An 18,546-nucleotide genomic window follows, 5' to 3' on the forward strand; every position below is an offset into this window, starting at 1 on the left:
CGTTTCACCAACGAGAAGCCGCCCGACGTGTTACGGCCGCGGTGCTCCGGAAGGGCCCGGGTGGACGTTTCCGTGGCAAGGTGTTGCGGGCAGTCCACTGAGGGCTACGGAGGAGGGGGAACCGTGATGTCTGGATCAACGGTGCAACCCGGCAAGTCGCTGGTCAGCGGCAGGGACTACGAGCGCTACGCCGGGCATCGTGTCTGGGAAGGCGCCCGCGGCACGATCGGCGTGACGTTCCCGTTCTGGCAGCGCTACCGCTACACCCGCTCCCAGACCTTCCCGCGGCTGCACGTCGTCCTGGTGGGTAAGGCGGAGCACCTGCTCGACAACCGCCTTCAGGCGCTCGCCGACGACGTGAGGGGCATCGCCGTCGCGGTGTGAGTGAACACCCTGCCCCGGCTTCAGCGGGGCGAGCCCTGGTAGAAATCGGCGTCGATGGCCCGGACCGGTGCCGCCGGTGCTACCCCGAGCTTGCCGGGCGTTGAAGGGGGAGAGCCGGTCCGCCGGAGACGGTGACGCTCCTCACCGCAGCAGCCGCAGGGGGAGCGCCGTTCTATGGGCGACCAGGGCCCCGCCCGCCTTCTTGGGTTCAAGGGGCCTTCGCTGTCAGCCGGCCACGCTGTCGTGTAGTTCCCGTAGCGCGCGCTCACGGTGGTGCTGTGCGGGGATCGCTTCGTACAGGTCCAGGGCGCGGCGGCGGACCAGGCCGGTGCGGTAGTCGGCGGGCAGCGCGGTGAGGGCGGCGATCGTGCGGCGGCACGCCTGCTCGGTGTCGCCGTCGTGGTGGGAGCAGGTGGCGGCGTCGATGGTCAGCAGGGTGCGCGTCATGGTGCTGGTCGGCGCGGACAGCTCCAGGGCGCACTGCTGGCTCTCGCAGGCCCGGTGGGTGTCCCCGAGAGCGGTGAAGGCGTGGCTGAGGTGGGCGTGGTGCTTCTGCTCGCTGTAGGTGAGCTCCGAGTCCGACCGCTCGGACTCGGGGAGCCGGTTCATGAGGGTGTCGGCGGTGGTGAGTGCGGCGCGGGCCTGCTCGCTCTGGTGGTTGAGGGCGTAGGCGCGGGCGGCGACGGCGGCAGCCAGCACCGCGGCGGCGGTCGGCCGATCGGCTCAAGGTTTTTCGGCCTGTTGGCGGAGGAGGGCGACGGGCTGGTCGAGGCCTTGCTCCAGGGTTTTCATTCCGTAGGGTTCTTGCTGCTCGTCGCTGAGCCTCTCTTGACTGTTTGGGTCGCGGGCGATGTGGACCTGCATATAGGGGTCTCCCGGCGAGTACCACCCCTGACGCGATCGGGGGATCACCCACCACATGGCTGCCCAGTCCGGGTGCTGAGTCATGTTCATGACTGTGCTGGTGCGGTAGATCCTGGATCGGTATCGGAAAAAGTCGTCACCCTTCTCTGCCAGCCAACTCGGCGCATCCCACTGATGTTCCTTGGCGGCTGAGCGAGTGTTCCAGGAGTACTCGAGGGAGTCTTTGTAGCTGTTGGCGAGCTTGCCCCGGTCGGCTCGGATGAACGAGATGCTCGCGAAGACATAGAGACGACCGTCTCCGGCCTTGAGGGGTACTTCGATGATCACGCTCTTGGAGAAGTCGTCTCCCGGGTCGAGGCGACTGCCTGGCGAGCTGATCTGTCCTGCCGCAAGCATGCGGGAAGGACTCTGGAGGCTTTCGTGGCGGTGGGTGTCCCAGCCATCGCCTAACTCGTTCCTCAATGTCTCGACATTCGTGCCCTTCTCCGTGAAGGTGGAGGGCCACATGGTGGCCTTCCATAGCGTTCCGATGACGGAGATGCTGACCGATCCCTCGTTTCGGAAGGTGAACCGGGCCGGCACGTAGAGGGTCGAGTGCGCGGCGTTCAGGGTCGGTTTCCCGAAGGAGACACCGAAAGGCACCGTGGGCGGGGCGACGTAGGGGCTGTACATCGAGGAGTAGGCCATACTTGCCGCGCCGACGAGAGCCGACAGGGCGAGTCCGGCCGCGAAGCTCCTGGGGTGGGGAACACCCTGCCATGCCTTCTGCCGGGTGAGCTCGCACACCGCCCACCCGGACCAGACCACCAGGGCGATCCACAGCCAGAACCAGCCGTGGAGGTAGCCCGCTTCCCATTGCAGGATCAGGAGCATCGCGCTGGTCACAGCAGCGATGACGACGCCCAGCACCACGCACGGGCCGGAGTACCTGACCGTCCTCTTGCCCCAGTAGTCGACGACCGCCACGGCGGCGGCCGCCTCCAGCAGCGCTCCGGCCAGGAACACCACGCCCATGACGCGCCCGCCGAAGGTCAGCGCCCGCAGAGTGTCCGACAATCCCACTCGGAACAGCACAGTCGCGGAGGTCACGATCCCGAGAGCCATGAGGCAGGCGGTGGCGCGCCGTTGCCACGTGCGGTCCGGCCAGAGAGCCGCGTCCGCCCGCCATCGGACCTTCGCCGGATGCTGGAGTTCGGTGTCGGCCGGGAATCCGGCTCGCCGTAGTACGCGCCGAAGCTCCCGTATCGACCAGGCACTTCCGATGCTCACCCCGCCGACATCGACTTCCCGTAGCCCCCGTCCGTCGGGGGCATGGACGACGACCTGCGGCTGACTCCTTGTCATGTCGACAGCATCGGCGTAGCTGCTGCGGTACTTGAGATGGGGCCTCACGCCGCCAGTACTCCAGTGCGGTTTCGTGATCTATCCGCCGGTCTCGTCGGCTGACCGTCGTCGGCGCAGGTCGCAGTGGGCTTCTGCATGACGGCGCGGGCCGCGACGGACTCGAGAAGCACGGCGGCCGACGGTTCCGATACGTACCCGCGAGTTGCAGTAGATGTCGCATTCCGATGGTTCGGCGCCGGAGGATTGTAGCGTTGCGATCATGGAATTACTGACTGGATCCACCACCGACCAGGCGCCGGCGAACCCGGCCGCCACCGATGACATGTTGGCCACTCAGCCGGTCGGCTACTGGTGCGGCCTGACCCAGGCGGCTGTCACCCGGCACCTGCGTGACGCCATGGCCAGGATCGACGTCACGCAGCCGCAGTACTGGGTTCTCAACCGTGTGAACGGCGGCCCCGCGGCGCCGAGCCGCGAGGAGGTCGTCGCGCAGCTGACGCACCTTGCCGACGGGCCGCACGAGATAGCCAGGGTTGTCGACCAGTTGCTCCACCGTGAATGGCTCCGGATCGACGACGGGCAGCGGCTGCACCTCACGGATGCCGGGGAGGCGGCCAGAGTACGGCTCCGTGAGTTGGCGACCAAGGTGCGTGCCGTGGTCCACCAGGGCATCAGCGACGAGGAGTACGTGGCCGCGCTCAAGGTGCTGCGCAGGATGGTGGCCAATGTCGGGGGCGACGGGGCTCCTGGTAATCCGTTCTGATTGCCTGACCTTGTGATGGGCCCGGCTGGGAACAGGTACGGCCACCGCGTGATCATCGGTTGGTGTGTGGACAAACGAAGATCGTTCGGTGGCCGCGGGCCATGGCGTAGACCCTGCTCGCTGGCGGGTGATGTTCGACCAGGTCATGGCCCGGATCGCGGGTCGTTTCAGCCGAGTTGAGCCGAGGACGAGTGCCCGTACTTATCTGCTCGGGCTGCTGTCGCGTGTCGAGCGGAAGAACTGCTGGCAGCTGGCCGAACAGGCCGGTCACGTCCGGCCGGGGCCGATGCAGCGGCTGCTGCGGTACTCCCGCTGGGACGCCGATGCCGTCCGCGACGACCTGCGCGCCTACGCCGTCGATCACCTCGGCACCGACGGTGGTGTGCTGATCGTGGACGAGACCGGCTTCCTGAAGAAGGGCCGGGCCTCGGCGGGATTACTGGGCCAGTTCGATATGGGGGTGATCCGGGGAGGACGGGCAGGCGTGGAGCTGGAGGCTGGAGCCGCGGGCGATCCCGATCAGGGTGAAGTTCGTGGGCGGAGTGCCGAGGAGGAGTGGAGTCGGGTTGGTCCGCTCCTCCTCAGGGGCCCAGCTGTCGCTGTCGGCGTCCCATTCGAGGGTGGCGATGGTGAGGAGCGGGAGCGCCTCGGTGCTGCACTCCGGGCAGCGGCGGGGTATGGGGTCGGACAGGCCCCAGCGGGACCAGCCGCCGGTCTTCCAGCCGGGGGAAGTGGACAGCTCGCTCTCGTAGAACTCCCGCGGAGTGGCGGGGCAGGAGCCGCCCCACCGGCTCGGGTTGCCCAGCTCCTGCCGCAGCTCCTCGTCCAGCTCCATGAAGGCGGGGTACTCCGTGACCCGCTCCGGTGCCAGCAGGGACGGCTTCGGGAGGTGGCCCTGGGACTTGAGCGCGGGTGGTTCGGGCGGCGCGTCGAGGACGTCGGTGACGGTGCTGGCGGAGCGCCAGAAGACCGCGGTGCGGGGGTGGCTCGGGTGGTCGAAGGGGCACCACAGGACCTGGAGGAGGTCGGCCCCGGGCGGGCTGAAGGGGAGTGGGACAGTCACGGGCGTACAGTTGGGCGACAGGGAGCAGGGGAACCGGGTCCTCGGGCCAGGGGCGGCCCTGGAGGATCCGCTTCTCGGTGGCCAGCTCCTCGGGCGTGGGCCGGGCTGCCGAGGTGCCGCCGGCTTGCTACCGCCGCCTGGACACGGCGGAGGAGCCGGATGTCGTCCGGCGACAGAACCCTGCGCGTCGCACCCCTCTCGTGCGGTCCTCCGCAGTGCGGCCACGGCTCGTCGGCGGGCCACAGCAGCGCGCCGCCGACGGAACTGTCGTGCACCGTCGGCGAGCCCGGCCGCGGATGCAGCCGGGTCGTCGTGCGCGCCAGCGGGGCCAGTTGAGGGAAGAGCGCGGTCACGTCGAGCGGCCGCGGTGGGGTGGTGAAACTCATGCTGGCTCCCGAGGGCACGGACAAGGTGTGGGGAGAGATCAGTTGCCGAGGTTGTGCGCTCCGCCGGTCTGGGTGTTGGGGATACAGACGCTTTGGAACATTGGTTCGACCGACACCGTCCTCGCGCTCGATCTTGGCGCTCAGGGTAACGCCCACCGGAATCGTGCTGTCGGCGCTCAGATAGGTGGGAGTCACCTCGTAGAGGATCGTGTCGTCCTCGCTGAACGATGCCAGCCGCACCTCGTCCCGGACCCGCTCCTCGTACTCCCACATGCTGCCTGCACCGGTGTTCATCCCGACCTGCCAGCAGGGCACGAGGTTTCTCGATATCCGCCCGCCGAGAATGCTGGCGATCAGGTGACACCGGGCGAGTTGGTCGCTGAGGTTGTGCGCGGAAGCGTATTCGGCCGCGTCCAGCCAACCGGTGATCTCTCCGCCGGCTTCACTACCGGGGCCGGGCTGCTTGCCCAGGCAGGCGGTAGCCCTGGTCGCCCGGTGGCCGGCCGTGCTCGTCTGATCGTTCTTCCTGACGTGCGGGACCGGTTCGGCGGTGTCCAGGATCCAGCCGTTGCCGGCCGGGCGCGCGCCCTCCGGCGAGATCCCCAGGCACTCCGCGTGCGAACCGTCGAGCGCCGCCGTGAGCGTCAGCTTGAACTGGTCGGCGTCGATGACCCGCTGGCCCGCGAAGCCGTCGGTGAACTGGCCGGCCGCGAACTGCTTGTCGACAGCGGCGACGTGGGCGCGCACACATCGCTGGGAGGTGGCGAGGCTCGAACCGCCGTTGAGCTCGCGGATGACCCATCCGCCGTTGCCGTAGTACGGAATAAGCTCGGCGCACCAAGCAGATGAGGCCGACAACCGAGGATCGGTCGTCGCCCCCTTCAGAACTCAGAGTTCCGACACGTCGCTTGTGTGGGCGGCGATCCGGTTCGGGGAGCCGAAGTAGGAAATAGGGCCGCGCGGCCGCTGGCGCAACGCAGATAACCTGCGCGAATGAAGCGGATTCAGCGGGCCGCTGGCGCGGTCGTCGGCTCAGCGGTGGGTGACGCTCTGGGCGGCCCCTTCGAGTTCGGTCCCCAGGGAGCGTTCTCCGCGCGGTTTCCCGCGCCTGGTGCTGGTGGCGAGATGAGCGGAGGCGGTGGCTGAGACCCCGGCGAGGCCACTGACGACACGCAGATGGCCGTAGGCAGATACTCGTCCATATTTACAGCGTCCGCCAGTAGGCGGGATATCGGATGCGGAGGTTGGTGGGACGGGTGGTCCAGCGGTGGGTGCACCAGGCGCGGCGGATGAGGCTGCGGACGGTGATGATGGTGGTGGCGAGGTCGAGGTAGAACTCGGTACATGCGCGGCGTCGTTCGGTGTTGCGTCGGAGTTTTCCGAATTTGTTCATCCATGGGTTGGTGCGCTCTACGACCCAGCGGCCGTCGGTCTGGATCGGAGTCTTCGTGTCGCGTTCGCTGATGCGCGGAGTGATGCCACGTTCGGCCAGGTCGGTGCGGACGGGCTGGTAGTCGTACCCGGCGTCCGGGCTCAGGGCCGGGTGGCGCGGAGCGCCGGCTACGTCCTCGCGGTCGCCTGCTCGACGCGGGTGCGGATCAACCACGGTCGCACCGCCGTCCGCGCGCACACGGTCACCGACCGTCTACCCGCCACCGCCTGGCAGCGGTACAGCGCAGGCCCCGGTGCGAAGGGCCCGCGCCGCTACGACTGGCCCTGGATCCGCATCGGCACCGACAGCCACCGCCACCTGCTCATCCGCCGCAACCGCACCACCAGGGAACTCGCCTTCTGCCTGTGCTGGTCCCCCACCGAAGTGCCCCTGGCCGTCCGCGTCGCTGGGGTCTGCTGGAGCGTCGAGGAGTGCTTCCAGGCCGCCAAGAGCCAGGTCGGACTCGACCACTACCTGGTCCGCAACTGGACCTTATGGCACCGGCACATCACCCTCGTCATGCTCGCACTGGCCTTCCTGACCGCCCTCGCCGCCGACGCGGCACCGCAACGGCCCGTCGATCGACTCCACCCCACCCGCGGCAGCCACCCGATCACGTTGACCGTCCCCGAGATCCGCCACCTACTCGTCGTCGCCTTCATCCCACCGGTCGTGACAGCGGCCAGAATGCTGCACTGGTCCCACCGGCGCCGACGCCACCAGGCAACAGCCCAACGCAGCCACTGCCGACGACGATCCGCCGGCGAACCTGCTGGATGGATCACGAAACCGCACTGGAGTACTAGCCATTGCCGCATTAGGATATTTCGGGCTGAGGATTCTTCACATTCCCTCTGACGCGGGCTCGTTCGGCGTGCCACCCTGACCGGGGCCCCTGGGGAGGCCTCCGTACGGGAGCTAGGGGGACCGGTGAGAAGCGTCATCAGACTGGAACAGGGCCCGAAGGAGAGCCCAAGTAGCAGGAGAGGCGGTGTGTGTCCTGCCTCCGAAATTGCCCAAGATCGCAGTCTCCAGGAGCGCGTGAGAGGGTTCATGAAGGCGCAGGGACTTGGCTGCTCGTCATGTCGCACTTGCCTCATTGGGCATACGCCATAGGGCAGGCAGTGGAAGGTGTCAGCGGAGGGGATGCTCGCCGGCACCCCGCGCACCGCTCATCAATCATCGATGGGATGACAGGTGCCCTACATAGAACTGCGCGGGAACAGTATCCGCGTGAAGTGGTGGAGCGGCGAGTACAAGCTCGACGCTGAGGGTAATCCGACGAAGAAGAAGCGGTACGATTTCGCCAGCGGCCCCGAGCCCGGCGTAACGTTCCAGGACGAGAGTGAGGCGTACACCTACGGCCTCGACCGGGAGTCCGACGTCCGCAACAAGCGCAACCGCCGCAAGGCGGTTGACTCTATGAACATGGCGGTCTACATCGACCGTTGGTTCAAGGGCACCGACCTGCGGGCCAACTCGAACAAGACCAATGCGTCGCGGTTGAACGCGGTGATCAAGCTGTACTGGGCGCAGGCGTACATCTGGACGGTGGCTTTCACCGGTGCCCGCCCGCCCGGCGAGATGTTCGGCCTTCAGCGTGGCTTCTCGTCACCCTACTGGCCTGCCTCTGAGCCTGACGGCGAATTACGCGAGGAAGCTGAGCAGCGGTACAAGGCGATGCACGCCATGCGGGTGCAGTATCAGACGTACGTTGCGGACAAACGGCACGTGCTGGCAGCTCCGAAGTACGACTCATGGAGAACACTGGTGATACCACCCTTCCTCCATGAGATCCATGAGGCTCTGCTGGCGTCTCACGACAAGCCGTGGACGTTCCTGTCTGTCACGGCGAAGCCGCTTCTGGTGACGTCTTTTGATAGGGGCTACTGGTACGCGATCCGGGACGGAGCTGAGAGACGGGACTCCGGGCCGCGGTATGCACGGTGGGTGCGGCCCGCGATGCCGGCGGTCTCGGAGATGGCCGGGCAGGACATCTACCGGTTGCGGCACTGGCACAAAGCGAAGCCGGATGAGCCGGGTGACATTCCGCGCGTGGCGGTGGAGGCCCGAATGGGGCATGAGCTTCCGGGTGTGGAGGGTGTGTACAGCGAGGTGACGGTTGCGATGGAGGAGAGGATCGGGGAGTACCTTCAGCGCGTATGGGAGAAAGAAGTACTGGGTGCGGGGTTGTGGACGCCTCCTTCTCCCATGCCGCTCCCAGATCACCTGCGCAATGCTACTCCGTCCCTGTTCAGTGGCCTTCCTGTTTTGGAGTGCGGATGATCGTCTGGATCAACGGTGCTTTCAGCGCGGGCAAGACGACAACGGCTCGCGAACTGATCGATCTGATCCCGCACAGCACCTTGTACGACCCGGAACTGACCGGTGCCGCGATGCGGTACCTGCTTCCACGGAAGCGCCTCGCCGAGGTGACCGACTACCAGGACCTCCCGATCTGGCGCAGGTTGGTCGTGGACACCGCGGCCGCGCTGCTCACCGAGGTCGGCGGCGTCCTCGTGGTGCCGATGACCGTGCTGCGGCAGGAGTACCGCGACGAGATGTTCGGGGGGCTGGCGGCCCGCCGCATCCCGGTACGGCATGTGCTCCTCCATTCGGAGGAAACGATCCTGCGCAAGCGGATCGCCGAGCGGGACGAACCGGACGTCCCCGACGCGGAGCAGCACGTGCGGCAATGGGCGTACGACCACATAGAGCCCTACCGTGCAGCCCTCGACTGGCTCACCACCGACGCCCACGTCGTCGACAGCTCGTACCTCACACCGCGCGAGACCGCGGAGGCCGTCGCCGAGGCCGTGTGCACCGGAGCCGCCGCGGTCTGCGAGATCGTGCAGACTCCCGAGCCGACCTCCGAGACCCTCGCCGCCGGGGTGCTCCTCTTCGACGAGGCGGACCGGGTGCTCCTCGTCGACCCCACCTACAAGCCGGGGTGGGAGTTCCCCGGAGGGGTGGTGGAACCCGGCGAGGCGCCCGCGCGCGCGGGAATGCGCGAGGTCGCGGAGGAGATCGGCATCGAGCTCGACGCCGTTCCACGGCTGCTGGTGGTCGACTGGGAGCCGCCGCGACCCCCCGGCTACGGTGGCCTGCGCCTGCTCTTCGACGGCGGAAGGCTCACCGGCGACGACGCCGAGGCCCGCGTCCTGCTGCCGGGGAGGGAACTGCGCGGGTGGCGGTTCGTCACCGAGGACCAGGCCGCGGCGCTCCTCCCGCCGGTCCGCTTCGAACGGCTGCGTTGGGCCCTGCGGGCACGCGAACGCGGCACCGTGATCAACCTGGAGGCAGGGGTCCCGGTCGGCTGAGCGAGTCAGGTGCCCGTGGGCGAGCACGTCGGGGCACCGGCTGGGAGCGCTGCCCGGTACCGGCTGACGCGGACCGCGCCCGGGTCACTCCCCGGCGAGGGCCGTGCCGTCCGCAGTCGTCCCGGCGGCCGCCGCACCCAGCAACCGGGCCGCGTCCACCGTGACCGGGTCCCCGTGCCCGAAGCAGAGCACCGACGGTTCGAGTGCGGCCAGCCGGTGCATCGACGCAACTGCGCGCGCCCGGTCCGTGTTGAAGACGCCCAGCATCACCCGTCCCACCCCCGCGACCGCGTCGCCGGTCAACAGCACGCCGTGCCCGGGGACGTGCACCGCGATGGAACCGTCGGTGTGACCCGGGACGTGCACCACCCGGGCCCCGCCCCCGAACCCCAGTGCGTCGCCGTCCTCCAGCTCCCGGTCCACCCGGGTCGGCGGGGCCTCGGGCACCGTGAGCCCGACCTCGTACAACGGGACCTCCCAGTCGAACAGCACCGGGTCGGGCACCGGTGCCTCGCCGCGGATCACCGGGGCGTCCAACCGGTGTGCCCACACCTCGGCGCCGTAGCGGTCCGCGAGCTCCTGTGCCGCACCCACGTGGTCGCGATGGCCGTGGGTGAGCACGATCCGCCGCAAACCCGCCGGATCTGCGCCGACGCCGCGCACCGCCTCCTCGATGTCGGCCGCCGCGCCCGCGTGTCCGGCGTCGACCAAGGTGAGCTCCGTACCGTCCTGCCAGACGTACGCCTGACCGATCGGGAAACGGAGCATGTGCAGCATCGGCAAGACCGCGATGACGTCCATGCGGCGAACGTACGCCACGGCCCGGGCCCGCCGGACGGTTCTACGCCGAGCGCGATTCCGCCGAAAGCTCAACCCCCCCCCGGGACGGGCTCCCGTACCTGGGGGCGACCTCAAGCCCCCTTCGAGCGCGCGTAGTTCACGAGGAACAGTGCCTCGGCCACCGACAGCCGCTCCAACTCCTCCGGCGACACGCTCTCGTTCACCGCGTGGATCCGGGCCTCCGGCTCGCTCAGGCCGATCAACAGGATCTCGGCCGACGGGTAGAGCGTCGCGAGGGTGCTGCACAGCGGGATCGAGCCGCCCATGCCCGCTGTCTGCATCTCCTCGCCCGGGTACGCGACCCGCATGGCCTCGGCCATCGCGGAGTACGCAGGGCTGTTCACGTCCGCGTGGAACGCCTGGCCCTGACCCACCTGCTCCAGGGTGACCCGCGCGTTCCACGGAACGTGCTTCTCGATGTGTGCGAACAGCAGCCTGGTCGCCTCGGCCGCGTCCTGCCCGGGCGGCACCCGAAGGCTGATCTGGGCGCGGGCGCTCGCCGGGACGGAGGGGGTGGCGCCGGCCACCGGGGAGCAGTCGATGCCCACCACCGTGACCGACGGGCGCGCCCAGATGCGGTCGGCGACCGTGCCGTGCCCGATCAGGTCCACGCCGTCCAGGACCTTCGCGTCCTGTCGGAAGTCACCGTCGGAGTACTGCAGCCCCTCCCAGACCGGGTCCGAAGCAAGCCCGTCCACGACCGTCGAACCGTCCTCCGCGCGGAGCGAGTCCAGGACGCGGATCAGCGCGGCGAGCGCGTCGGGTGCGGCCCCGCCGAACTGCCCTGAGTGCAGGTTCCCTTCGAGGGTGTCGATCCGTACGCGGATCATCGTCATTCCGCGCAGCGTCGCCGTCACGGTGGGCAGGCCCGCGCGGAAGTTGCCCGCGTCGCCGATCACGATCGCGTCGGACGCGAGGAGGCCGGGGTGGGCTTCCGCGTAGCGTTCGAGACCGCCGGTGCCCTGCTCCTCCGAGCCCTCGACGATCACCTTCACCGACACCGGTACGCCGTCGTTCGCCTTGAGTGCGCGCAATGCGAGTAGGTGCATGATGAAGCCGCCCTTGCAGTCGGCGGCTCCCCGGCCGTACCACCGGCCGTTCCGTTCGGTCAGCTGGAAGGGAGGGGTCACCCAGGCCGACTCGTCGAGCTTGGGCTGCACGTCGTAGTGCGCGTAGAGCAGGACCGTCGGCGCGTTCGGGGGACCCGGCAGGAAGCCGTACACCGACTGCGTACCGTCCGGGGTGTCGAGCAGGGCCACGTCCTGGAAGCCTTCGGCGCGCAGTGCGTCGGCCACCCAGTTCGCGGCGCCCTCGCATTCGCTCCTGGGCGCGACCTCCGGATCCGCGACCGATTCGAACGCCACCAGCTCCGTGAGCTCCGCCTTCGCGCGGGGCATCAGGGCGGCGACGGTCTCTGCGATCGGATCCGCGGTCATGGGCACGCTCCTTGTGGGTGCGACGTTGTGTGTACTGCGAAGGTACGGCGATCCTGCCACACGGGTGGTTCGTGACCTGCGCCGTAGGATTCCCCTCGGAGCATGACCATGAGTCGGATCAGGAGCAGAAGCACATCGTGAGCAGCGAGAACGCAGAGGACGTGGGTGTGCACGGCGAACCGGTGTGGGATGTCGTCGTGGTCGGCGCCGGACCGGCAGGAGCGTCGGCGGCCTACGCCGCCGCGGTCGCGGGCCGTAGGGTGCTGCTGCTGGAGAAGGCGGAGCTGCCCCGCTACAAGACCTGCGGCGGAGGAATCATCGGCCTGTCCCGGGACGCACTGCCGCCCGGTTTCGAGCTGCCGCTCCAGGACCGCGTGCACGCCGTCACGTTCTCGCTGAACGGCAGGCTGACCCGCACACGGCGATCACGGCGGATGCTCTTCGGGCTCGTCAACCGACCCGAGTTCGACGCTGGGCTGGTGGAGCAGGCGACGAAGGCGGGCGCCGTGCTGCGTACCGGCGTCACCGTTGCCCGTGTGGAGCAGCACGGACCCGCGGTACCGGACCGCCGCACCGTGGCGGTCGTCCTGTCCGGTGGGGAGACCGTGCTCGCCCGTGCCGTCGTGGGAGCGGACGGCAGCGCCAGCCGCATAGGGGCGCACGTCGGGGTCAAGACCGAACAGGTGGACCTCGGACTGGAGGCGGAGATCCCGGTGCCGGCGACGGTCGCGGAGGACTGGCGCGGGCGGGTCCTCATCGACTGGGGTCCGATGCCGGGGAGTTACGGATGGGTGTTCCCCAAGGGGGATGTGCTCACCGTCGGCGTGATCTCCACGCGCGGCGAGGGCGCGGCGACCAAACGGTATCTGGAGGATTTCATCGCGCGGCTGGGGCTCGCCGGTTTCGAGCCGTCCGTGTCGTCGGGGCACCTGACCCGCTGCCGCAGTGACGACTCGCCGCTGTCGCGCGGACGCGTACTGGTCTGCGGTGACGCGGCGGGACTGTTGGAACCGTGGACGCGCGAGGGAATCTCGTTCGCGCTGCGTTCCGGCCGGCTCGCGGGGGAGTGGGCCGTCCGGATCGCGGAGGCGGGCGACGCCGTCGACGCCCGCCGGCAGGCGCTCAACTACGCCTTCGCCATCAAGGCCGGCCTCGGGGCGGAAATGGGCGTTGGGCGGCGGATGGTCGCCATCTTCGAACGGCGCCCCGGTCTGCTCCACGCGGCGCTCACCGGGTTCCGGCCGGCCTGGAAGGTGTTCGCCGACATCACGCGTGGCTCGACGTCGCTGGCGGGCGTCGTGCGCACCCGCCCGATCGCGCGCCGCGCCCTCGAGGCGCTGGACCGCCGTCGGCCCAGCGGTGCGGTGGACGGCAGCGCGGAGGCCGGGGAACCGGGAGGAACGGGCGAGCGGACGTCCGACGGTGCCGGCATCAGTCCCTGACGCCGATCCGGAACACCGGATGGTCGGGGCAGGCCGCCAGGATCTCCGCGTCGGAGGACCTGGCGGTCACGCCCGCGAAGTACTGATTGACCTCCCAGCCCCACTTCTCCAGGTAGGCGCGGAGGATGCGGGCCTTCTGCGCGTCGTCCGGGATCTCGGTGGCGGTGAACGTCCGGACCCGCCGTCCCACCCGTAGATCGCCGCCCCCGGCGGCGCGCATATTGCGCACCCACTGGGAGTGGCCGCGGGCCGAGACGAGGTACTGCACGCCGTCGTGGGTGTGCGGGTTGACGGGGATGCGCTGCATCCGGCCGCTCTTGCGGCCGCGGACGGACAACTCGGCGGTGCCGAGCAGGCTGACGCCGTGTCGGGCGAGCCAGCCCACGAGCCGGTTGAGGCGGACCGCGAAGGCTCCGGCCTTGAGGTAGTACGGCGATGACGACATGGTGTCTCCGGGGGTGAGGCGGGCCGGCAGGGGTGGGCGCCTGTCCGTGGACGAGAGCACCGCTCTCGGATAAGAGCAGTGTGCACCAGTCTGGTGATCCATATCAAGAGCACTGCTCTCGTTGTGGTGCGTCGCTCCAGAACGTGACAGACTGTCTCGTATGAGGAGTGCGGGTGTCATGCGAGGAGCCAGAGAACGGGCCCGGAGCGAGATCGCCGCGGCCATCAAGGACGAAGCGCGACGGCAGCTCGCTGCCGACGGTGCCGCGAAGCTCTCGCTCCGCGCGGTCGCGCGCGAGCTGGGCATGGTGTCCTCGGCGCTCTACCGGTACTTCCCCAGCAGGGACGAACTGCTCACCGCACTCATCGTCGACGCGTACGACGCCGTGGGCGCCGCTGCGGAGACCGCCGCCGACACCGCAGCCTCCGCCCGGCGGACAGACCCCGTGGCCCGTTGGTCCGCGGTCTGCGCAGCCGTGCGCACCTGGGCGCTCGACCATCCCCACGAGTACGCCCTGATCTACGGTTCCCCGGTGCCGGGCTACGCGGCCCCGCGCACCACCGTGCAACCCGCCTCCCGCGTGGGGCTCAGCCTCATCGCCATCGCCCGTGACGCCCACCGCGGTCGCGGTGTCGCGCCCCCTCCGGTCGCCGCCGAGCTGCGCTCCGAGGCCGAGCGCATGGCTGCCGAACTCGCCCCTGACCTGCCACCGGACCTGGTGGTCGCGTTGATCGCGGCCTGGGCGCAGGTGTTCGGACTGATCTCCTTCGAGTTGTTCGGCCAGTTCAACCGGGTCGTGGAGGACCGGGACGTCTTCTTCACCCAGTCCGTCGCCCGTCTCGGGCGGGAAGCGGGACTCGTCCCGTCCGGTTCCGCGCGGCGCTGAGACGGCTCCCGCCAGGGGCGGTCCGTCCAGCGGGCGGGCGCCGAGATCGGGATCGCCCCGGGGCGCACCGCGTCCGTGCGCCTGTTCCTTCCCGACGCTCACGTTCCCCGGGTGTGGAGCGTCCACACCGCTGCCCCGGTGTCCGGAGCGTCGCTCTCCCCTTGACGCCCTCCACGGCGGGCGGTTCGGCCGCCGCCGGGTCCGTACCGCCGCCCGGACTGGCGCACCGCTGTCCCGGGCGGCGGCCCGGGACTCCCCGCCGCGTCTCCGGGTGTCGGGTCTCCGGGGCCTGCGTATGGGGGTGTCGCGGACGAGCTGTTTGCCGGGGTGCGTCGCACCGTCCACCGGAGGGCCCGCTGGCACCAGGGAGTGCCGTGCAACGGCGTACTGCCGCGGGAGTACGCGTGATCGCCACGCTCGGCTGACGCCTGCGCGGGTCCGCCGGGTCTAGCGTGGCCGTATGGAGGAGCAGCGCAGCGCCGGAATGCCGTCGGCGCCCAGCGGCACGCCCTGGGCCCGGGGCGTTCCGCCGTGGTGGCGGGACCGATCCGAGCACGACGGTAGTCCCGGCCTGCCGTGGCGTTCGACGTTGCTGCTCGCCGTGTTCGTCGTGGTCGGGACGGGCTTCGCCGCCAGCAACCAACAGGACCGCGAGCCGCTCGACGCGTTCGCCCGGGTCCTCCTGCTGGCCGGGCCGGCGTTCCTGCTGATGCGCCGAAGACATCCGGTGGCCGCCCTCTACGCCACGACCCTGGTCACCCTCGGCTATCTCGCCGCCGGGTACCCCTACGGGCCCGTGTTGCTCCCGGTTGCCGTCGGAGTCTTCGCGGCCGTCGTCTCCGGACACCGCTACGCGGCGTGGGGAGCCGTCGTCCTGCTCTGGGCAGGGCACGTACTGGTGGGCCACTGGCTCTACCGGTACCTGCCGCCCGGTGGTGACGGGGCCGTGCCGTGGGGCGAGGAACTGGCCGCTGCGGCACTGGTCGTCGCGGTGCTCGCACTGGCCGAACTCGCCCGTGTGCGCAGGGAGCAGTGGGCTCGTGAGCGGGCCGAGAGGGAGGCCGCCGAGAAGCGACGCGCAGACGAGGAGAGACTCCGCATCGCCCGGGAGCTCCATGACGTCCTGGCCCATTCCATCTCCGTGATCCACGTGCAGGCGGGGGTCGGTCTGGCGCTGCTCGACTCCGATCCCGAGCAGGCACGCGCCGCCCTCACCACCATCAAGTCGGCCAGCAAGGAGGCACTCGGAGAGGTCCGCCAGGTGCTTGACACCCTCAGGACTCCCGGTGATGCCCCGCGCACCCCCGCGCCCGGGCTCGACCGGCTCCCCGAGCTGGTCGAACAAGCGGCCAGGGCCGGGCTCACCGTGGACGTGACGACCGAGGGGAAGCAGGTCCGGCTGCCGCCCGGCGCGGATCTCGCCGCGTTCCGGATCGTGCAGGAGGCTCTGACCAACGTCGTGCGGCATTCCGGTTCCCGGACGGCGCGGGTCGGGATCGGTTACCGACCGCTGCGTCTCGACCTGCGGATCGACGACGACGGGCCCGCCACCGGCGGCGATCAGGGCGGTGGTGGCCGTGGACTGGTCGGCATGCGGGAGCGGGCGGCCGCCCTCGGCGGCACCATCGAGGCGGGCCCGCGGTCGGACGGCGGCTTCCGCGTCCGCGTCGGGCTGCCGATCGAGCCGAGGGAGACACCGTGATCCGGGTCCTGCTCGCCGATGACCAACTGCTGGTCCGGGCCGGCTTCAGGGCGCTGCTCGACGCCCAGCCCGACATCGCGGTGACGGGCGAGGCGGCGGACGGCGCAGAGGCGGTCCGCATGGTCGCCGAACTCGCCCCCGACGTGGTGCTGATGGACATCCGCATGCCGCTGCTCGACGGACTCGTCGCCACTCGCAGGATCACCGGGGACGCCTCGCTGGCCGATGTGAAGGTCATCATGCTGACCACCTTCGAACTGGACGAGTACGTATTCGAGGCGATCCGTGCCGGCGCGTCGGGGTTTCTGGTCAAGGACACCGAGCCGGAGGAACTGCTGCGCGCGGTACGGGCGGTGGTGCAAGGCGACGCGCTGCTCTCGCCCGGGGTGACGCGACGGCTCATCGCCGAATTCGCCGCCCGTTCCAAGGAGCCGGCCGAAGCAGAGGCACTCGGCGCACTCACCGAGCGGGAGCGGGAGGTGATGGCCCTGGTGGGGATCGGCCTGTCCAACGAGGAGATCGCCCGTCGCCTGGTGGTCAGTCCGCTCACGGCCAAGACGCACGTGAGCCGGACGATGGTCAAGCTCGGTGCCCGGGACCGGGCCCAATTGGTGGTCCTCGCCTATGAGTCGGGGTTGGTCCGGCCGGGCTGGCTCGGCTGATCCGGACGACGGGAGAACCGCCACAGCACCGTCGTCACACGCCATGCGAAGACCAACGCCGAGGCAGCCGCACCGACGACGAGGAGACCCCGCTCGACCACGTACGGCACGGCGAACGCCAAGGTGGGGCCCACGAGGGCCGCGAAGACCACGGCCGCCGCGAAGACGGCGCTGAACAGCGCGTAGCAGATCTCCACGGTGATGGCGTCACGCTCCGCCTGGCTGCGCTGTTTCATGGGCCAATCCCATCAAGGCGCCCGCGGAGGGACAAGGGACCCCACCCTCCTGCGCTCGAACGGCCACGCCTGCCGTTCGACCCTCCGGGGCCGTACGCTCCGTCCGTGGCCGTCCGGCTCCGGTCGGGGCCGGCAGATCGGACGACGACCGCCGGCTGCCGCGCTCGGCGCAGCAGCCGCTCCACTTGCGGTCTTCCCGCCGCCGGCGGCGGGGAGGCGACCGTCCTGGGGACGGCATCCTGCACCGTTGCCGTACTGCGACCGGTCGGGCCGAGAACCTGTCGTCGTGCGGTCCCCCGTTGGAAGGTCATGTGGCGTCACGCCCTCAGGAGCCCTGGTGCTCCCGCATGTTGTCGTCCACGCCCCAGGAGGCGAGCAGCCGGAGCGCGTCGGCGGACGGGCTGAGCGGTTCCGCGTGGTAGGTGATGAGGTGCTGGTCGGGGTTGTCCGGCAGTTGGAACGTCTCGTAGGCGAGGGTGAGTTCGCCCACGAGGGGGTGCTGCAGCCGTTTGGTGCCGTGCTTCTTGTCGGCGACGGTGTGGTCCGCCCACATCCTGCGGAACTCCTCGCTCTTGACGGACAGTTCCCCGACGAGTTCGTTGAGGTGCTTGTCGTCGGGATAGCGCCCCGCGTCCATCCTGAGGTAGCCGACGGTCTCCCGGGCCTTGGGCTCCCAGTCGGCGAACAGCTCGCGGGAGGTCGGTTCGAGGAAGACCAGCCGGGCCATGTTGCGCTGCCGCGGGTGCTGGGACGGGAAGTCGTACAGCAGGGCGCGGGCCATCTGGTTCCAGCCCAGGACGTCCATCCGGCGCCCGAGCAGGTAGGCGGGGACGGAGTCCAGGGCGTCCAACAGGTGCCGGAGCTCGCGGCGGACCCGTTGCGGGCCGCCACCGTCGCGTTCCCGGCCGCGGTGGGGTTGGGCCAGGTGCAGCAGGTGTGCACGCTCGGTGTCGTCCAGTTGCAGGGCCCGGGCGACGGCGTTCCACACCTCCACCGACGCGTTGCGCCCGTGGCCCTGTTCCAGGCGCGTGTAGTACGCCACCGACACCCCGGCCAGCAGTGCGAGCTCCTCGCGCCTGAGGCCCGGAACGCGCCTCCGTCCGCCGGCCGGGGGCAGGCCCACGTCCTCGGGCTGGATCCGGGCCCGCCGGGAACGGAGGAACTCGCCCAGTTCGGTTCGGGAGTCCATTCCCTCAGTATCACCCGTCGATCACTGCGCAGCTCGTCTCTGCGGTGGTGGGAGCCCACGGCGCCCACGGCGGGTGGGGAGGGGGGGAGGGGGGGGAGGGGGTATCCCCACGCCCTCCGTCTCCCCCCGGGGGGGAGGCCGCGGTTAGTACA

The 18,546-nt window shown here is 69.8% G+C and carries 18 protein-coding genes and 3 pseudogenes; 11 read left to right on the forward strand and 10 right to left on the reverse strand.

Annotated features, from left to right (window positions below):
* Nucleotides 1-126: 126 nt before the first annotated feature.
* Entirely contained in the window at nucleotides 127-384 is a 258-nt protein-coding gene (locus ACFXOM_RS24230; RefSeq protein ID WP_384945256.1) for a hypothetical protein, read from the forward strand.
* A 225-nt stretch (nucleotides 385-609) separates the two neighbouring features.
* Here the strand turns inward: ACFXOM_RS24230 and ACFXOM_RS24235 are convergent, their stop codons facing one another.
* Together ACFXOM_RS24235 and ACFXOM_RS24240 are read right to left on the reverse strand one after the other, a co-directional pair.
* Entirely contained in the window at nucleotides 610-1,083 is a 474-nt protein-coding gene (locus ACFXOM_RS24235) for a hypothetical protein (protein ID WP_384934931.1), read from the reverse strand.
* Between the two features lie 24 nt (nucleotides 1,084-1,107).
* Nucleotides 1,108-2,592, reverse strand: a complete 1,485-nt coding sequence (locus ACFXOM_RS24240; protein WP_384945259.1) for a hypothetical protein — start codon at nucleotides 2,590-2,592, stop codon at nucleotides 1,108-1,110.
* A 259-nt stretch (nucleotides 2,593-2,851) separates the two neighbouring features.
* Between ACFXOM_RS24240 and ACFXOM_RS24245 the strand changes: the two genes are divergently transcribed.
* Both ACFXOM_RS24245 and ACFXOM_RS24250 read left to right on the forward strand, forming a co-directional pair.
* Nucleotides 2,852-3,355: a MarR family winged helix-turn-helix transcriptional regulator gene (locus ACFXOM_RS24245; RefSeq protein WP_385039213.1), complete on the forward strand. Its 504-nt coding sequence runs from the start codon at nucleotides 2,852-2,854 to the stop codon at nucleotides 3,353-3,355.
* A gap of 145 nt (nucleotides 3,356-3,500) precedes the next feature.
* A pseudogene (locus ACFXOM_RS24250) lies at nucleotides 3,501-3,749 on the forward strand (transposase); the annotation flags it as partial.
* A gap of 42 nt (nucleotides 3,750-3,791) precedes the next feature.
* Here the strand turns inward: ACFXOM_RS24250 and ACFXOM_RS24255 are convergent.
* Together ACFXOM_RS24255 and ACFXOM_RS24260 are read right to left on the reverse strand one after the other, a co-directional pair.
* Nucleotides 3,792-4,418, reverse strand: coding sequence for a non-ribosomal peptide synthetase (locus tag ACFXOM_RS24255; protein WP_385039215.1), 627 nt, complete (start codon nucleotides 4,416-4,418; stop codon nucleotides 3,792-3,794).
* Nucleotides 4,415-5,662, reverse strand: a complete 1,248-nt coding sequence (locus ACFXOM_RS24260) for a DNA/RNA non-specific endonuclease (protein ID WP_385039218.1) — start codon at nucleotides 5,660-5,662, stop codon at nucleotides 4,415-4,417. The genes ACFXOM_RS24255 and ACFXOM_RS24260 overlap by 4 nt, the downstream gene beginning before the upstream one ends.
* Nucleotides 5,663-5,797: 135 nt before the next feature.
* Between ACFXOM_RS24260 and ACFXOM_RS24265 the strand changes: the two are divergent.
* Nucleotides 5,798-5,947: pseudogene (locus tag ACFXOM_RS24265) on the forward strand (ADP-ribosylglycohydrolase family protein); the annotation flags it as partial.
* Nucleotides 5,948-6,008: 61 nt separating this feature from the next.
* On the opposite strand, the pseudogene ACFXOM_RS24270 reads toward ACFXOM_RS24265, so the two are convergent.
* Nucleotides 6,009-6,356 (reverse strand): annotated as a pseudogene (locus ACFXOM_RS24270) (IS5/IS1182 family transposase); the annotation flags it as partial.
* Between the two features lie 39 nt (nucleotides 6,357-6,395).
* On the opposite strand from ACFXOM_RS24270, the gene ACFXOM_RS24275 reads away from it, so the two are divergent.
* From ACFXOM_RS24275 to ACFXOM_RS24285, 3 genes are all read left to right on the forward strand, one after another.
* Nucleotides 6,396-7,094, forward strand: coding sequence for a hypothetical protein (locus tag ACFXOM_RS24275; RefSeq protein ID WP_385039221.1), 699 nt, complete (start codon nucleotides 6,396-6,398; stop codon nucleotides 7,092-7,094).
* A 375-nt stretch (nucleotides 7,095-7,469) separates the two neighbouring features.
* Complete coding sequence (locus ACFXOM_RS24280) at nucleotides 7,470-8,522, forward strand: hypothetical protein (RefSeq protein ID WP_385039224.1); 1,053 nt, start codon at nucleotides 7,470-7,472, stop codon at nucleotides 8,520-8,522.
* The gene (locus tag ACFXOM_RS24285) at nucleotides 8,519-9,556 is read left to right on the forward strand and encodes an NUDIX domain-containing protein (RefSeq protein WP_384934945.1); all 1,038 of its coding nucleotides are present in this window, start codon (nucleotides 8,519-8,521) and stop codon (nucleotides 9,554-9,556) included. Before ACFXOM_RS24280 ends, ACFXOM_RS24285 begins: the two co-directional genes overlap by 4 nt.
* A gap of 84 nt (nucleotides 9,557-9,640) precedes the next feature.
* Here the strand turns inward: ACFXOM_RS24285 and ACFXOM_RS24290 are convergent, their stop codons facing one another.
* Both ACFXOM_RS24290 and ACFXOM_RS24295 read right to left on the reverse strand, forming a co-directional pair.
* Nucleotides 9,641-10,357, reverse strand: coding sequence for an MBL fold metallo-hydrolase (locus tag ACFXOM_RS24290; protein ID WP_384934948.1), 717 nt, complete (start codon nucleotides 10,355-10,357; stop codon nucleotides 9,641-9,643).
* A 110-nt stretch (nucleotides 10,358-10,467) separates the two neighbouring features.
* Complete coding sequence (locus tag ACFXOM_RS24295; RefSeq protein WP_384948328.1) at nucleotides 10,468-11,832, reverse strand: dipeptidase; 1,365 nt, start codon at nucleotides 11,830-11,832, stop codon at nucleotides 10,468-10,470.
* 137 nt (nucleotides 11,833-11,969) lie between these two features.
* On the opposite strand from ACFXOM_RS24295, the gene ACFXOM_RS24300 reads away from it, so the two are divergent.
* Nucleotides 11,970-13,274, forward strand: coding sequence for a geranylgeranyl reductase family protein (locus tag ACFXOM_RS24300; protein ID WP_384934954.1), 1,305 nt, complete (start codon nucleotides 11,970-11,972; stop codon nucleotides 13,272-13,274).
* On the opposite strand, the gene ACFXOM_RS24305 is transcribed toward ACFXOM_RS24300, so the two are convergent.
* Nucleotides 13,264-13,719 carry a nitroreductase family deazaflavin-dependent oxidoreductase gene (locus ACFXOM_RS24305; protein ID WP_384934957.1) on the reverse strand — a complete coding sequence of 152 codons (456 nt, stop codon included), beginning with the start codon at nucleotides 13,717-13,719 and terminating at the stop codon, nucleotides 13,264-13,266. The genes ACFXOM_RS24300 and ACFXOM_RS24305 overlap by 11 nt on opposite strands.
* A 178-nt stretch (nucleotides 13,720-13,897) precedes the next feature.
* On the opposite strand from ACFXOM_RS24305, the gene ACFXOM_RS24310 reads away from it, so the two are divergent.
* The 3 genes from ACFXOM_RS24310 (at nucleotide 13,898) to ACFXOM_RS24320 (ending at nucleotide 16,969) form a co-directional block, all read left to right on the forward strand.
* A complete protein-coding gene (locus ACFXOM_RS24310) occupies nucleotides 13,898-14,605 on the forward strand; it encodes a TetR/AcrR family transcriptional regulator (RefSeq protein WP_385039227.1) in 708 nt (235 codons plus the stop codon).
* 460 nt (nucleotides 14,606-15,065) lie between these two features.
* The gene (locus ACFXOM_RS24315; protein ID WP_385039230.1) at nucleotides 15,066-16,307 is read left to right on the forward strand and encodes a sensor histidine kinase; all 1,242 of its coding nucleotides are present in this window, start codon (nucleotides 15,066-15,068) and stop codon (nucleotides 16,305-16,307) included.
* On the forward strand, nucleotides 16,304-16,969 hold the full coding sequence (locus ACFXOM_RS24320; RefSeq protein ID WP_384934966.1) for a response regulator: 666 nt from the start codon (nucleotides 16,304-16,306) through the stop codon (nucleotides 16,967-16,969). The genes ACFXOM_RS24315 and ACFXOM_RS24320 overlap by 4 nt, the downstream gene beginning before the upstream one ends.
* Here the strand turns inward: ACFXOM_RS24320 and ACFXOM_RS24325 are convergent.
* Together ACFXOM_RS24325 and ACFXOM_RS24330 are read right to left on the reverse strand one after the other, a co-directional pair.
* Complete coding sequence (locus ACFXOM_RS24325) at nucleotides 16,930-17,205, reverse strand: DUF6332 family protein (protein ID WP_385039233.1); 276 nt, start codon at nucleotides 17,203-17,205, stop codon at nucleotides 16,930-16,932. The genes ACFXOM_RS24320 and ACFXOM_RS24325 overlap by 40 nt on opposite strands.
* Nucleotides 17,206-17,530: 325 nt before the next feature.
* Nucleotides 17,531-18,394 carry a helix-turn-helix transcriptional regulator gene (locus ACFXOM_RS24330; protein WP_385039236.1) on the reverse strand — a complete coding sequence of 288 codons (864 nt, stop codon included), beginning with the start codon at nucleotides 18,392-18,394 and terminating at the stop codon, nucleotides 17,531-17,533.
* Nucleotides 18,395-18,546: the final 152 nt, after the last annotated feature.

Origin of the sequence: Streptomyces sp. NPDC059169, assembly GCF_042755225.1 — a bacterium.
GTDB lineage: Bacteria > Actinomycetota > Actinomycetes > Streptomycetales > Streptomycetaceae > Streptomyces.

Coding starts and splice junctions, on each gene's coding strand:
- ACFXOM_RS24230 (WP_384945256.1), top strand. CDS start 127: ATGTCTGGATCAACGGTGCAACCCGGCAAGTCGCTGGTCAGCGGCAGG.
- ACFXOM_RS24240 (WP_384945259.1), bottom strand. CDS start 2,592: ATGACAAGGAGTCAGCCGCAGGTCGTCGTCCATGCCCCCGACGGACGG.
- ACFXOM_RS24245 (WP_385039213.1), top strand. CDS start 2,852: ATGGAATTACTGACTGGATCCACCACCGACCAGGCGCCGGCGAACCCG.
- ACFXOM_RS24285 (WP_384934945.1), top strand. CDS start 8,519: ATGATCGTCTGGATCAACGGTGCTTTCAGCGCGGGCAAGACGACAACG.
- ACFXOM_RS24290 (WP_384934948.1), bottom strand. CDS start 10,357: ATGGACGTCATCGCGGTCTTGCCGATGCTGCACATGCTCCGTTTCCCG.
- ACFXOM_RS24295 (WP_384948328.1), bottom strand. CDS start 11,832: ATGACCGCGGATCCGATCGCAGAGACCGTCGCCGCCCTGATGCCCCGC.
- ACFXOM_RS24305 (WP_384934957.1), bottom strand. CDS start 13,719: ATGTCGTCATCGCCGTACTACCTCAAGGCCGGAGCCTTCGCGGTCCGC.
- ACFXOM_RS24310 (WP_385039227.1), top strand. CDS start 13,898: ATGCGAGGAGCCAGAGAACGGGCCCGGAGCGAGATCGCCGCGGCCATC.
- ACFXOM_RS24315 (WP_385039230.1), top strand. CDS start 15,066: ATGGAGGAGCAGCGCAGCGCCGGAATGCCGTCGGCGCCCAGCGGCACG.
- ACFXOM_RS24325 (WP_385039233.1), bottom strand. CDS start 17,205: ATGAAACAGCGCAGCCAGGCGGAGCGTGACGCCATCACCGTGGAGATC.
- ACFXOM_RS24330 (WP_385039236.1), bottom strand. CDS start 18,394: ATGGACTCCCGAACCGAACTGGGCGAGTTCCTCCGTTCCCGGCGGGCC.